The organism is Massilia sp. SYSU DXS3249 (assembly GCF_053668055.1).
This window is the reverse complement of sequence record NZ_JBSIPX010000003.1, coordinates 367,552-381,490: the sequence shown is the minus strand read 5'-3', so window position 1 is coordinate 381,490 and position 13,939 is coordinate 367,552. Positions and strand designations below refer to the sequence as shown.

The 13,939-nt window shown below is 65.8% G+C and carries 14 protein-coding genes; 10 read left to right on the top strand and 4 right to left on the bottom strand.

The window, feature by feature from the left end; translation table 11 throughout:
- The first annotated feature begins 166 nt into the window (after window positions 1–166).
- The 9 genes from ACWCIA_RS06010 (at window position 167) to ACWCIA_RS05970 (ending at window position 8,848) form a co-directional block, all read left to right on the top strand.
- Window positions 167–1,447 (top strand): porin, encoded by a 1,281-nt coding sequence (locus tag ACWCIA_RS06010; RefSeq protein ID WP_454161681.1) that lies wholly within the window; start codon window positions 167–169, stop codon window positions 1,445–1,447.
- A 129-nt stretch (window positions 1,448–1,576) separates the two neighbouring features.
- Window positions 1,577–2,239, top strand: a complete 663-nt coding sequence (locus ACWCIA_RS06005; RefSeq protein WP_454161680.1) for a DUF484 family protein — start codon at window positions 1,577–1,579, stop codon at window positions 2,237–2,239.
- A gap of 5 nt (window positions 2,240–2,244) precedes the next feature.
- On the top strand, window positions 2,245–3,186 hold the full coding sequence (locus ACWCIA_RS06000; protein ID WP_454161679.1) for a tyrosine recombinase XerC: 942 nt from the start codon (window positions 2,245–2,247) through the stop codon (window positions 3,184–3,186).
- Window positions 3,187–3,302: 116 nt separating this feature from the next.
- Window positions 3,303–4,415 carry a CobW family GTP-binding protein gene (locus tag ACWCIA_RS05995; protein ID WP_454161678.1) on the top strand — a complete coding sequence of 371 codons (1,113 nt, stop codon included), beginning with the start codon at window positions 3,303–3,305 and terminating at the stop codon, window positions 4,413–4,415.
- A gap of 200 nt (window positions 4,416–4,615) precedes the next feature.
- Window positions 4,616–5,065 (top strand): RNA polymerase-binding protein DksA, encoded by a 450-nt coding sequence (gene dksA, locus ACWCIA_RS05990; protein WP_454161677.1) that lies wholly within the window; start codon window positions 4,616–4,618, stop codon window positions 5,063–5,065.
- A 246-nt stretch (window positions 5,066–5,311) separates the two neighbouring features.
- Window positions 5,312–6,616 (top strand): STAS domain-containing protein, encoded by a 1,305-nt coding sequence (locus ACWCIA_RS05985; RefSeq protein WP_454161676.1) that lies wholly within the window; start codon window positions 5,312–5,314, stop codon window positions 6,614–6,616.
- Window positions 6,617–6,735: 119 nt separating this feature from the next.
- On the top strand, window positions 6,736–7,272 hold the full coding sequence (gene hslV, locus ACWCIA_RS05980) for an ATP-dependent protease subunit HslV (RefSeq protein ID WP_454161675.1): 537 nt from the start codon (window positions 6,736–6,738) through the stop codon (window positions 7,270–7,272).
- Window positions 7,273–7,286: 14 nt separating this feature from the next.
- A complete protein-coding gene (hslU, locus tag ACWCIA_RS05975) occupies window positions 7,287–8,624 on the top strand; it encodes an ATP-dependent protease ATPase subunit HslU (RefSeq protein ID WP_454161674.1) in 1,338 nt (445 codons plus the stop codon).
- Between the two features lie 23 nt (window positions 8,625–8,647).
- The gene (locus tag ACWCIA_RS05970) at window positions 8,648–8,848 is read left to right on the top strand and encodes a hypothetical protein (RefSeq protein ID WP_454161673.1); all 201 of its coding nucleotides are present in this window, start codon (window positions 8,648–8,650) and stop codon (window positions 8,846–8,848) included.
- Window positions 8,849–8,985: 137 nt separating this feature from the next.
- On the opposite strand, the gene ACWCIA_RS05965 is transcribed toward ACWCIA_RS05970, so the two are convergent.
- Entirely contained in the window at window positions 8,986–9,210 is a 225-nt protein-coding gene (locus ACWCIA_RS05965) for a hypothetical protein (protein ID WP_454161672.1), read from the bottom strand.
- A gap of 525 nt (window positions 9,211–9,735) precedes the next feature.
- Between ACWCIA_RS05965 and ACWCIA_RS05960 the strand changes: the two genes are divergently transcribed.
- Window positions 9,736–10,467, top strand: coding sequence for a helix-turn-helix domain-containing protein (locus ACWCIA_RS05960; protein WP_454161671.1), 732 nt, complete (start codon window positions 9,736–9,738; stop codon window positions 10,465–10,467).
- Window positions 10,468–10,566: 99 nt separating this feature from the next.
- On the opposite strand, the gene ACWCIA_RS05955 is transcribed toward ACWCIA_RS05960, so the two are convergent.
- Genes ACWCIA_RS05955 through gspE form a run of 3 tightly spaced genes read right to left on the bottom strand, consistent with a single transcriptional unit; the run spans window position 10,567 to window position 13,934 of the window.
- Complete coding sequence (locus ACWCIA_RS05955; protein WP_454161670.1) at window positions 10,567–11,253, bottom strand: type II secretion system protein N; 687 nt, start codon at window positions 11,251–11,253, stop codon at window positions 10,567–10,569.
- Window positions 11,254–11,264: 11 nt separating this feature from the next.
- A complete protein-coding gene (gene gspF, locus ACWCIA_RS05950) occupies window positions 11,265–12,485 on the bottom strand; it encodes a type II secretion system inner membrane protein GspF (RefSeq protein ID WP_454161669.1) in 1,221 nt (406 codons plus the stop codon).
- A gap of 18 nt (window positions 12,486–12,503) precedes the next feature.
- A complete protein-coding gene (gene gspE / locus ACWCIA_RS05945; protein ID WP_454161668.1) occupies window positions 12,504–13,934 on the bottom strand; it encodes a type II secretion system ATPase GspE in 1,431 nt (476 codons plus the stop codon).
- Window positions 13,935–13,939: the final 5 nt, after the last annotated feature.

Genomic DNA, 13,939 nt, shown 5'->3' with positions numbered 1-13,939 from the left:
GAGGCAGGAACCGTTGCCGGTACCTGCCTCTTCTAATGCCACCTCGTTGTTTTTATGCAACGTTGATCGCAACAGTCCTGCTTGCCATGTATACAGTGCCATGCGTCAATGGCATATTGGCAAAACGGAATGAACCTCATCCAAGATTAACAATAGTGGAGATGCAATGAACAAATGTTTGATCGCCGGCCTGGTCGGCGCCTGCTTCGCAATCCCGGCTGCAGCCGAGACCAGTGTCCAGATCTACGGCATCGCCGACGCCGGCGTGCTGTGGCAAAAAGGCGGCCCGACCAAGATCGTCAGCGGTGGCGCCGACGGCTCGCGTATCGGCTTCAAGGGCACCGAAGACATCGGCAACGGCTTCAAGGCGATCTTCAACCTGGAAGCCCGTGTCGAACTCGACACCGGTACCCAGCAGCCAACCCTGATCAACGACAACCGCGGCCTGTACCTGGAGCGCGGCCTGAATGCACTGAACGCGTTCAGCCCATTGATCGCCCCAGGCCTGCGCGCAGCGCTGTACACCCCGGGCGCACCGGCCGTCAACCAGGAACGCGCACTGTTCGACCGTACCGCGATGGTCGGCCTGATCACCCCGGTCGGCGCCGTGCTGCTGGGCCGCATGTACACCCCTGGCTATGAAGTCTTCGCCGCCGCCGATGCATTCGAATCGGGCATGGTCGGCACCTGGGGCCACGTCACCGGCGGTACCGCCGGCTTCACCGCACTGGGCGCGGACATCCGCTCGCAGGAATCGGTCCAGTACCGCATCGCGCATCCGTCGGGCTTCGGCGGCTCGGTGATGTACGGCAAGCAGGGTTCGGGCTACCTCGGCCGCTACAGCAAGTTCCAGGGCGGCGCGTTGACCTATAAAGCCAACGGCTTCGACATCGGCATCGGCTACAACCAGGGCTTCGACCAGCGCGGCTTCCACAGCCTGCGCACCCGTACCATCGGCGGTTCGTACACCCTGAACCAGTTCAAGTTCTTCGCCGGCTTCCACGACCAGCGCAACCAGAACTCGGCCCTGATCGCCGACTACCTGGCGGCATGGGATGCGCGCATCGCGCCGGCACTGGCTGCCGCGCCTGCACCGATCCGTGGCGCTGCCCGCGCGACCTTCGAAGGCATCATGCGCAACAACACCTTCCAGGATGCCAGCAGCTACCAGATCGGCCTGCACTACAAGCTCGGCAGCGGCCGCATCATGGCCTCGGCTGCGCACCAGAACGACCTGACCGCGTCGAACAGCGATGCCAACATGTACGCGCTGGCCTACGACCACTTCCTGTCGAAGCGCACCGACCTGTATATCGCCGGTTCGGTCATCCGCAACGACAACGAAGCCCAGTACTCGCCAGGCATCTCCGGTTCGCCGGGCGGCTTCACCCGCGCACCGGGCGAAGACGGCCGCGCAGTCCAGATCGGCGTGCGTCACCGCTTCTAAGCTGCCGCTTCCAAGCGACATTCAGCACCAGCAATACGGAAAGGGCGCCTGCGGGCGCCCTTTTTCTATCCGGCACGCCTCCCCTCTCAGGTAGAATTGCGCTCACCCAATTCCTTGCAAGCTACTCCCATGATCGCCACCCTCGACTCCGCCACCGTTGCCCAATTCCTGGCGGACAATCCGCAGTTTTTTGAAGAACACGCCGACCTGCTGGGCGAGGTCAAGCTGTCGAGCCCGTTGACGGGGAAAGCGGTGTCGCTGCAGGAGCGCCAGATGGAAGTCATGCGCGCCAAGTACAACGCGCTCGAGCTGCGCATGGCGGACCTGATGCGGGTGGCGGCCGAGAATACCGCTCTCCTCGAGCGCTTCCATGCCTGGCACCTGGCGCTGCTGGCGTCCAGCGGCGGCGCTGCCATGGCGGACGACCTGGTCGCCGCCCTGGTGGAACACTTCGGCGTGCCGCAGGCTGCGCTGCGCCTGTGGAACGTCGCACCCGAATATGCGGACGCCCCCTTCGCCGTCGGGGTGACCGAGGATGCGCGCCTGTTCGCAGCGGGCCTGCGCGCGCCCTACTGCGGCCCGAACAAGGATTTCGAGGCGGTGCGCTGGCTCGACGATGCCGACAGCGTACGCTCGACCGTCCTGCTGCCGCTGATTAGCGACGGCCAGACCTTTGGCCTGCTCGTGCTCGGCTCTCCCGACGACGCGCGTTTCAGCCCGGCGATGGCGACCGATTTCCTGGTCCAGCTCGGCCAGAGCGCCAGTGCCGCCCTGGCCCACCTGCGCGGATAAGCAAGATGGAGACGGCGCGCGAGGACTGGGCCGGGCGCTACCTGAGCGAACTGGCCACGCAGCGCCAATTGTCGAAGCACACGGTCGCAGCCTACCGGCGCGACCTGTCCGAACTTGCCGAGCTTGCCGGCCACGACGACTGGCCGGCGCTGACCCATGCCGACATGCGCCGTTTCGCCGCGCGCCTGCACGCCGGCGGCCAGGAACCGCGCACGATCGCGCGCAAACTCTCCGGCTGGCGCGGCTTCTATGCCTGGCTGTCGCAGAGAATAGCGCTGCCGGCCAATCCCGTCGAAGGCGTGCGCGCCCCGCGCCGCCCGAAAACCCTACCTAAAGCCCTGCCCGTGGACGCCGCGGTCCAGCTGCTGGAAGCGAACCGCCATGGCCACCCCGAACCTGCCGAACTGTGCAACCTCGCCATGTTCGAACTGCTGTATTCGAGCGGACTGCGGGTGTCCGAGCTGGCCGGGCTCGACCTGGCCTACCGCAGCGAGAAAGACAGCGCGGACGGCGCCGCCTCGCTCGGCTGGTTCGATGCGGCGGCCGGTGAAGTCGTGGTGACCGGTAAGGGAGGCAAGATGCGCCGCGTTCCGGTCGGCGGCCCGGCGCGCGAAGCGCTCGCGGCCTGGCTGGCGGTGCGCCCGCCGGCACGCGACGGCAGCGCCGCCCTGTTCCTGTCGGCACGCGGCGCGCGCATCACGCCGCGCGTCGTCCAGCAGCGCCTGAAGCAGCACGCGATCCGGGCCGGCTCGGCCACCCACGTGCACCCGCACGTGCTGCGCCACTCCTTCGCCTCGCACCTGCTGCAATCCTCGGGCGACCTGCGCGCCGTGCAGGAACTGCTGGGCCACGCCAGCATCACCTCGACCCAGGTCTATACGGCGCTCGACTTCCAGCATTTGGCGGCCGTGTATGACCGAGCTCATCCGCGAGCGAAAGCGAAGTAAGCAAACGCTCGCCTGAGCTGGCGCAAAAGCCGGTACGGTTGATGGTGGCAGATTGCAAATTACGGCATAATCTTCCGATTCCCCTTGCCCTACCAGGCCGAACCGAACGCGAACCCATGTCTTCTTCTCCGTCTCCCGCCGTGCAGCCCGCAGTGCAGCCCGCTGCACTGCCGATCCCGACCACCATCCTGACCGGCTTCCTCGGCGCCGGCAAGACCACCCTCCTCAACCGCATCCTGCGCGAGGAGCACGGCCTGCGCATTGCCGTCATCGAGAACGAATTTGGCCAGGAAAATATCGACAACGAGATCCTGGTCCAGGACAGCCGCGAGCAGATCGTCGAGATGAACAATGGCTGCATCTGCTGCACCGTGCGCGGCGACCTGATCGTGGCGCTGACGAACCTGGCGCAAAAGCGCGAAGCGGGCGAGATCGCCTTCGACCGCGTCGTCATCGAGACGACGGGCCTCGCCAATCCGGGCCCGGTGGCCCAGACCTTCTTCGTCGACGAAGAAGTAGGTGCTCACTACATGCTCGACGCCGTGGTGACCGTGGTCGACGCCCGCCATGCGATGGACCAGCTCGACCGCCACGAGGAAGCCCAGCGCCAGGTCGGTTTTGCCGACAAAATCCTGCTCTCGAAGCTGGACCTGGTCGACGCCGCCGCCCTCGACGCCCTCAAAACACGTCTTGCACGCATCAACCCGCGCGCCCCGATCTCGACCTCCGACTTCGGCCGCGCGCCGCTGGCCGAAGTCCTCGACCTGCGTGGATTCAACCTCAACGACAAGCTCGAACTCGACCCCGATTTCCTGCGCGCCGACGAGCACGGCCACGACCACGATCACGATCACGCTGCCTGCGAAGAGCATGGCCACGTCCACAGCGAAGCTTGCGGCCACGGTGTCGACCACCATCACGCCCACCACAGCGACGACATCGCCGCCTTTGTGTTCAAGAGCGAACGCGCGTTCGATCCGGAACGCCTCGACCAGTTCCTCGGCAGCATGGTGCAAGTCTTCGGCCCCAGCATGCTGCGCTACAAGGGCGTGCTGTCGATGCAAGGCGCCGACCGCAAGGTCGTGTTCCAGGGCGTGCATCAAATCATGGGCAGCGACCTCGGCGCAAAGTGGGAAGCCGGCGAAGCGCGTGGCAGCAAAATGGTTTTTATTGGTAAAAATTTACCGAAAGACGTATTTATCCGCGGATTGGAACAATGTTTGGTATAAACTATCCCGGTTTAACAGTACCGGTCGTGGCCTGAGGGATGTAACCGGTACTGGCGATGGACCGCTGCCGAAGCCGGGCAGCGAAGACGGCAGGCACGCCGTCATGGCAGCAGCGCAGGCGCGCACCCTTGAGCAAGGGTGTTACGGCTGAGCTAGCTGATAAAATGAAAACCTCTGTCGTATCGAAGGTAAGTGAAGTCATGACTAAAACAACGAAACCGAATGCCGCCGCGGCCGAAACCCGACTTTTGACGGAAGAAGAAATTCGGGCGATGGGCGAAGAGGACTACATGAACCCGGCCCAGCTCGCGTTCTTCAAAGACCGCCTGCAGCAGCTCGAGAAGGAACTGCTGAAAAACGCCGGCGAGACCACGGAACACCTGCGCGAGACCGTCCTCGTTCCCGACCCGGCCGACCGTGCGACCATCGAGGAAGAGCACGCCCTCGAACTGCGTACCCGCGACCGCGAGCGCAAGCTGCTGAAAAAAGTGCAGCAATCGCTGGCGTCGATCGAAGCCGGCGACTACGGCTGGTGCGAAGAAACGGGTGAGCCGATCGGCATTCCACGCCTGATCGCGCGCCCGACCGCCACGCTGTCCCTGGAAGCCCAGCAGCGCCGCGAACTGAAGCAAAAGCTGTACGGCGACTGATCCTGCCGGGCCCCGCCCTTGGGTTCTACCCTCGAAAAGCATGCGCTCGCCGCATGCTTTTTGCATTTTGGCGCCATACCTTCCTGCCGGACCTGCCATCCGTGCTCTCATAAACTTTCCCATCGGATACACTAACGTGCGTCCGCACAGCCTTTGCGCGGGCGCAGGTGTGCGCGGCACGCCGTCGGCGCGTCCATGCTAACGTCATGGATGAGCGCTACCTGATGCGATTGACATGAGAACAACGTGGGCTTCTTCTCCTTTTTAAAGAAAAAGAACGAGGCGCCGGCATCCGCGCCGGCGGCAACTCCACGTCCCCAGGAAACGTCCCTTCTCTCGAACGAGGCCGAGCGCGAGCGCCAGCGCGAAATCGCCCGTGCCACCGCCGCCAAGATCGACGCGATCGAACTGGAGATGACGAGCGACATGTTCGCCGACACCGAGGCCGCCTGGGGCAGCGCGCGGCGCGCCCCGGCTGCGGCGACGGCAAGCACGACCGTTGCCGAGGCGGCCGACGTCGACGCCGTCACCCTGGCCGAGCTGCCCGACGCGGCTGCCGCGCCGGCCAGCGCGCCGGTGGTCGAGGAAAGCGCCATCCTGTACGCCAACGGTCAAGCCGCGCTGGCCGAGCAAATGCTGCTGGGCAGCCTGATTGAACTCGGCCGCAGCGAGCGCCAACCCTGGTGGATGCTGTTCGACCTGTACCAGGCACAGGGCCGCGAAGCCGACTTCGACAACATCGCAATCGACTACGCCAGCCACTTCGAAACCTCGCCGCCCGCCTACACCGACCGGGTGCCCCAGGACAGTCCAGGTGCGGCCTGGACGGGTGCGGCACCCGGTGCGCGCTTCCCGGGCATGCTCGACAGCGCCGCGGCGCCGCGCCTGCAGGCTTTGCTGGCGACAAGCGGCGCCCCGGTACGGCTCGATTTCAGCGGCGTGACGGGCGCCACCGCCGAGGGTTGCGCGGCCCTGCTCGCCACCTTGCAGGGTTTACGGGCAGCCGGGCGCGAGCTCGCGCTGCCTGGGGCCGACGCCCTCATCGCCGTGCTGCGCCCGATGCTGGCCATCGGCGAACGCGCCGGCGGCGAGGCGCCCTGGCTGCTGCTGCTCGAACTGCTGCAAAGCTTGGGGCGCGAAAAAGATTTCGAGGAAACGGCGATGGATTACTGCGTGACCTTCGAGGTATCGCCGCCGTCTTTCGAGGCAGGCGCCACGTCCCGGGCCGGCGCCGCCTTCCCAAGCGCGGGCGCGCCGGCGGCCGCCGAGCAGCGTTTCCTGCTGCCGCCGGTAATCGACGGCGACATCCACCCGCTGCTGGCCGCGCTCGACGCCTACGCCGCCGCCGATCCCTTCCAGCCTGTCGTGCTCGACTGCTCACGCCTGGCGCGCATCGGCTTCGGCGCGGCAGGCGTCCTGCATACGAGCTTGAGCAGGCTGGCCTCGGACGAGCGCCAGGTCGAACTGCGCGAACTGAACCACCTGGCGGCGGCACTGCTGCGCCTCCTGAACTACACCGACTGCGCGCGCCTGTATGCGCATAAATATTAGGGAACAGGAAGTTACCACCCTGGCGCACTGCCTTGGCGACGCGCCTGTCCTGATCATCCTGTCTTGCAATTTTGTGCAACACCCCCACTTGCGGAGGGCTAGTTAATCATGAGGCAGATATGGAACAATTTCACGGCACCACCATTGTGAGTGTGCGTCGCGGCTCCCAGGTCGCATTGGGCGGCGATGGCCAGGTCACGCTGGGCAACGTCGTCATGAAGGGCTCGGCCCGCAAGGTGCGCAAACTCTACCAGGGCAAGGTCCTGTGCGGCTTTGCCGGCGCCACCGCCGATGCCTTCACCCTGCTCGACCGTTTTGAGGCGAAACTGGAAAAACACCAGGGCAACCTGCTGCGCTCGTCGGTCGAACTGGCCAAGGACTGGCGCACCGACCGCATGCTGCGCAAGCTGGAAGCCATGCTGCTGGTGGCCGACAGGGAAACGACCCTGATCATCACCGGCAACGGCGACGTGCTCGAACCCGAGGACGGCATCGGCGCCATCGGCTCGGGCGGCATCTATGCCCAGTCGGCGGCCAAGGCGCTGCAGGAAAACACCGAGCTGCCGCCGGGCGAGGTGGTCAAGAAGGCCCTGACCATCGCCGGCGAGCTGTGCATCTACACGAATCTGTCCCACATCATCGAAACGCTGGACTGACCGGCGCGCACACCATGAACATGACCCCACTGGAAATCGTCTCGGAACTGGACAAGCACGTCGTCGGCCAGGGCAAGGCCAAGCGCGCCGTCGCCATCGCCCTGCGCAACCGCTGGCGCCGCCAGCAGGTGGCCGAGCCGCTGCGTCACGAGATCACCCCGAAGAACATCCTGATGATCGGCCCGACCGGCGTCGGCAAGACCGAGATCGCACGCCGCCTGGCGCGCCTGGCCGATGCGCCTTTCATCAAGATCGAAGCAACCAAATTCACCGAAGTCGGCTATGTCGGGCGCGACGTCGACACCATCATCCGCGACCTGATCGACATCGGCGTCAAGCAGACGCGGGCCAGCGAAATGAAGAAGGTGCGCCAGCGCGCGGAAGACGCCGCTGAAGACCGCATCATCGACATCCTGGTGCCGCCGGCGCGCGATTTCGGCTTCAACGTCAGCGCCGCCGCCGAAGCGAAGGAAGGCGACAGCACGCGCCAGACCTTCCGCAAGCGCCTGCGCGAAGGTTCGCTCGACGAGCGCGAAGTGGAAATCGAAGTGGCCGATGCTGCGCCGCAGATGGAAATCATGGCGCCGCCGGGCATGGAAGAAATGACGGAGCAGATCAAGTCGATGTTCGCCGGCGTCGGCGCGGCGCGCAAGAAGCCGCGCAAGATGAAGATCAAGGACGCGATGAAGGTGCTGGTCGACGAGGAAGCTGCGCGCCTCATCAACGAAGACGAGATGAAGCAGAAGGCGATCCACAATGTCGAAAACAACGGCATCGTGTTTCTGGATGAGATAGACAAGATCGCGACCCGCTCCGAGCATGGCGGCGCCGACGTGTCGCGCGCGGGCGTGCAGCGCGACCTGCTGCCGCTGGTCGAGGGCACGACGGTCAATACGAAATACGGCATGATCAAGACCGACCACATCCTGTTCATCGCTTCGGGCGCCTTCCACCTGGCCAAGCCCTCGGACCTGATCCCGGAACTGCAGGGCCGCTTCCCGATCCGGGTCGAACTCGAATCGCTGTCGATCGACGATTTCAAGCGCATCCTGACCAGCACCGATGCCTGCCTGACGACGCAGTACGCGGCGCTGCTGGGCACCGAGGGCGTGCAGGTGTCCTTCTCCGAGGACGGCATCCACCGCCTGGCCGAGATTGCGTTCGCGGTCAACGAGCGCACCGAAAACATCGGCGCGCGCCGCCTGTACACGGTGATGGAAAAGCTGCTCGAGGAAATTTCCTTCCACGCCAGCGACACCCAGGATAAACAGGTGACGATCGATGCGGCCTATGTCAACGAACGGCTCGACGTGCTGTCGACCAACGAAGACCTGTCGCGCTACGTGCTGTAAAGGAAAACGATCAGGAGAGGCACATGGCGAACAAGGCACTCGCGACGCGGCAAAAGATGATGCTGCGGGTACAACCGGTGGGTCAACTGAGCAAGCCGCGCAACCCGCTCGCGGCCCTGGCGAAGGCACGTTCGGCGGGGCCGCACGCCAAGCCGCTGTCGAGCGAGCGCCAGGCTGCCAAGCGCCAATTGAAAAAGGCGCCGCTGGTATCCGAAGACGACTGACAGGCCGCCATCGATACACCAGCGGCGCCCGGTGCCCGCCGGAGCGGACGCCTTCCTTGTTTCAAGGAAGGCTGCTCCGACCATCGGCGGGACGATCCCGCCGGGGCGATTGCCAGCGGTAAGGGCTAGGGGTAACGCTAGGGGTAACGTTTACCGACGCACTTCGCCCGGTAGTACTCCTCCTGGCCGTGGGCGCGCACCGTCCGGGCCAGCTCCGCCGCCTCCACCGCCGCCTGGTTGACGAAAGCCTGGGCGTGCGGGACCTCCTGCAGGCGCGCGATGGTCTCCTGCGCCTGCTCCTTGCCCGCCAGCGCCAGCCCGAAGATCGCGGACACGGGCCGAGCCGATGAACTTGCCGGCATCCGACCCGCCCGCGGCGCCCTCGCCGATCGAGACGAATACCTGCGAGCGGGGACCGACTTCCGGCCAGTCGAGGCGCAGCGTCCACTGGCCGCGCCGCGGCCCCCAATCGTGGCGGTAGGTAAAACCGGTCCCGCTCAGTTCGGGCTGGGGCGTGGCCGCGCCGAACAGCGGCTGCACGGCTTCCCGCTGGACCTCTTGCGTGGCCTGCGCGAAGGCCGCGGCGGCCTCCTGGCCGGAACCGGACGTGGGGACCATTCCGGGGGTGTGAATTTGATTATTTGTCATCCACTATCTCCTTTGCACGCTATGTGTAGGATCAACCCAGTCCGCGAAGCGACCGGCCGAGCCGGATCGGTTCGCCAGAACGCTATGAACTTAATGGAAGTCTCTCCAGACTGAACTCGATTTCCTCAAGGCAAGGGGAATTCGACGGCGGGTCGGCGGGGGCGTCTTGCCCACCCTGCCATTCGCCTGTACATTGGTCGCCGTCCCTTGCCTTATTGCCCAGTAACCACAGGAACTCCATGAGCTCTCCCGAGCTGATCGTCGACGTGCTGCGCGCCGAATTGCGCGCGGCGAACCTCACCTATAAAACGCTGGCCGAACGCATCGACATGAGCGAGTCGAGCGTCAAGCGCCTGTTCGGCCAGAAAGACATGCCGCTGTCGCGCCTGGCGCAGATTTGCCAGGCCGCCGGCATCGCCTTCGAGGACGTGCTGCGCCGCGCAGCCGACTCCCAGCCGCAGGCCGATGCCCTCACCCTGCCCCAGGAAACCTCGCTGGTGTCCAAGCCGCGCCTGCTGCTGGTGGCGATCTGCTGCCTCGGCTACTGGAGCATGGAGCAGATCGTGGAAACCTACAGGCTCAGCGAAGCGGAATGCATAGTCTGCATGGTCGAGCTGGACCGGCTGGGCCTGATCGAACTGCGCCCGCTGAACCGCTACACCCTGCGCGTCTCGAATGCCTTCCACTGGCTACCGGACGGCCCGGTGCAGCATTATTTCCGCGAGCAGATCGTGCCGGATTATTTTGCGGGACGTTTCGACGGCGCCGGCGAAACCCTGATGTGCCTGCCGGCACGGCTGTCCGCGGCCAGCGCGGCCGAGCTGGCGCAAAAGATCCACCAGCTGGCGGCGGAGCTGACGCGCCTGCACCGGCATGACCGCAGGTTGCCCGCGGACGAACGCGAGGGGATGACCTTGCTGGTCGGGTTCAGGTCGTGGGAGTTTGCGGCGTTTACGGCGCTGCGGCGGTGATTGTGCCGGGCCAGGAGCGGGCGCTGCGGGTTTAGCAGGGGTAAGTCCGCGTGGACACAAGCGTCCACCCTACACTCGGCAGCATGGCCGAGGCAATGCTTACTGCGATACCGGCTGGCCGCTCACCGGGCTGCCGATCGAGCGGGTCGGCGGCGGCATTTGCGGCTGGGTTGGCGGCGGTGGTGGCGCCGGCGCGACGTCGGGCGGCGGCGGTTCCTGCGGCGGCTCCTGGCCCTGCGGGACGACCGGGTTGACTTCGCCCGGCGGCGGCGGAGCCTGGACGGCGCCCGGCGCAGTCTGCGGTTCGACCGCCGGCATGGCGCCCGGGGCGACCGCCGGCTGCGCCATCTGCGGCGGGGCCATAGCCGCCGCGCCCGACAGCGGGATCGCCGGCCGGGTGTCGGCCACGAGGTCGACCCGCTTCATGACCCCGCCTTCGGACAGCATGATGTACTTCGGATGCACTTCGCTGATGCTCACGCCCGGCGCCAGTTCGCGTCCGACCTTCAATGCCTTGGGCGGCTGGCCGTCGGCTACCAGGATGGCCACGCTGTCGCGGCCGGCGGCGACGATCCCCGTCAACTGGTAGTTGCTGACGACATTCGTCACAGCCTGGCCGCCGAACAGGGTCGCGGCGGCGTCGGGAGACGGCTCGGGCAGCGCGGCCGTCTGCACGGCGGCGATCGGGCGCTGCTGCGGCTTGACCAGCTGCATGCCCCAATAGGTGGCAGAGACGGCGACGAAGACCAGGGCAAGCAGGGTGAATAGGAGAGGCAGACGCTTCATCGGTTTCCTTGTTAGCGCACCAGCTGGTTGATTTCAATAATCGGCATCAGGACCGCCAGCACGATCAGCAGCACCACCAGGCCCATCGCCAGGATCAGCACCGGCTCGAGCAGGCCGGCGATCGTCAGCGTGCGCCGTTCGAGGTCGGCCTGCTGCGAGTTGGCTGCGCGTTCGAGCATGGCCGGCAGTTCGCCGGTGATTTCTCCGGCGCGGATCATGTGCACCAGCATCGGCGGGAAGTGTTTTTGCACGGACAGCGCGCGCGCCAGGCTGACGCCCTCGCGCACGCTGCCGGTCGCCTGTTCGACCAGGTCGCGCATGGCGACGTTCGACAGGGTGTCGCGGCTGGTGTCGAGCGCGCGCAGGATGGGCACGCCCGAACCGGTGGTGATCGCCAGCGTGCTGGCGAAACGCGCCGTGTTCAGGCTGCGCTCGAATTTGCCGTAGATGGGCGCCGTCAGCAGCCAGGTATGCCAGCGCCGTTTCAGGACCGGGTTTTGCAGCGCGCGGCGCCAGGCGAACCAGGCCGCGACCAGCGCCAGGCCAAGGATGATGCCGTAGGCGCGCATGAAATCGGACACGGCCAGCATCACGACGGTCAGCACCGGCAGCTTTTGCTTGGTATTGGCAAACACCGACACAATCTGCGGCACGACATAGGTGAGCAGGAAGATCACGATCGCGAACGCGACCACGGTGACGATCGCCGGATAGGTAAAGGCCAGGCGCACCTTCTGCACCAGCGCATTGCGGCGTTCGATATAGTCCGCCAGGCGCGACAGCACGCGCGCGATCTGGCCGATCTGCTCGCCCGAGGAGACCAGGCCCCGATAAATCTGGTCGAAGTCGCGCGGGTGGTGCGACAGGGCATCGGAGAACGCGATGCCGCCCATGACCTCCGAGCGGATCGAGGCGATCAGGTCGCGCACATAGGGCCGCTCGGCCTGCTCCAGCAGCGCCGTAAACGCTTGCTCGAGCGGCAGGCCGGCTTCGAGCAGGCTGGCCAGCTGGCGGGTGAACAGCGCCAGCTCGACGGTGGACAGGCGTTCGCCAAAACCGCGTGCACGGGTGGCGCCGCTGGCGTCGACCTGGGCCGCGATCGCTTCCACGTTCAGGGGCGTCAGGCCCTGGACGCGCAGGTCGGAACGCGCGGCGCGCGGGCTGTCGGCATTGACCACGCCCTTGCGGGTGGCGCCGCCGGCGTCGACTGCTTCGTAACGGAATGCCGGCACTTAGTTCATCCCCATTCGTTAGTCTTTCGTCACGCGCAGCAACTCCGCCTGCGTGGTGGTGCCGTCGCGCAGCCAGCGTTCGCCGTCTTCGCGCATCGTGCGCATGCCGCTTTCCTGGGCCGCGACGCGGATTTCCGCTTCCGACGCCTGGTTGTGGATCTGGGCGCGGATGCCCTCATTGGTCTCGAGCAACTCGTAGACGCCGACCCGGCCGTGGTAGCCGGTATGGCCGCAGCGCTCGCAGCCGACCGCATGCCAGACCGCGCCGTCGCTCTTCTTGCAGTGCGTGCAGAGCTTGCGCACGAGGCGCTGCGCCATCACGCCCAGCAGCGACGAAGACAGCAGGAAGGGTTCGATCCCCATGTCCAGCAGACGGGTCACGGCCGCGGCCGCGTCGTTGGTGTGCAGGGTCGCCAGCACCAGGTGGCCGGTGAGCGAGGCCTGGACCGCGATCTGCGCCGTTTCCAGGTCGCGGATCTCGCCGATCATGATCACGTCCGGGTCCTGGCGCAGGATCGCCCGCAGGGCTTTCGCGAAGGTCATGTCGATACGGGCATTCACCTGGGTCTGGCCGACGCCGTTCAGGTCGTACTCGATCGGGTCTTCCACCGTCATGATGTTGGTGGTCGAGGCGTTCAGGCGGGACAGCGCCGCATACAGGGTCGTCGTTTTGCCCGAACCGGTCGGGCCGGTAACGAGCACGATGCCGTGCGGCTGATTGATCAGTTTGTCGAACTGGGGTAGCAGGTCCGGGCTCATGCCGAGGTGCGACAGGTCGAGCCGCCCCGCTTCCTTGTCGAGCAGACGCAGCACGGCGCGCTCGCCATGGCCGGTCGGCAAGGTCGAGACACGTACGTCAACGGGTTTGCCGCCCACGCGCAGCGTGATGCGGCCGTCCTGCGGCAGGCGTTTTTCGGCGATGTCGAGCTGCGACATGATCTTGATACGCGAAATCAGCGAAGCGTGGATACCCTTGCGTGGACGCACGATGTCGCGCAGCGCGCCATCGATGCGAAAACGTACGACCGAGGTTTGCTCGAATGGTTCGATGTGGATGTCGGACGCCCCTTCGCGCAGCGACTGCGTCAGGAGCGCGTTGATCATCCGGATCACCGGTGCGTCGTCCGAGGATTCGAGCAGGTCTTCGATGGCCGGCACGTCCTGCAGCAGGCGCGTCAGGTCGAGGTCGGCGTCGAATTCATCGGCGACCTGGTTGGCGTCGCCGCCCGCGGAGGCATAGGCGGCGGCGATGGCGTCGTCGAGCTCGCCGCGGTCGAGGCGGCGCAAGGCGATGCGGCCGAAACGACGCGACACCTCGGCAATGGCGGCCGGCGGCGTGCTGCTCGACACCAGCACTTCGATACTCTGGCCGTTCTGGCCCGAATCATCGCCAGTGCGCGCCAGCACCCCGTGGTCGCGGGCGAAGGCATAAGGCAACAGATTAGTCATGATTC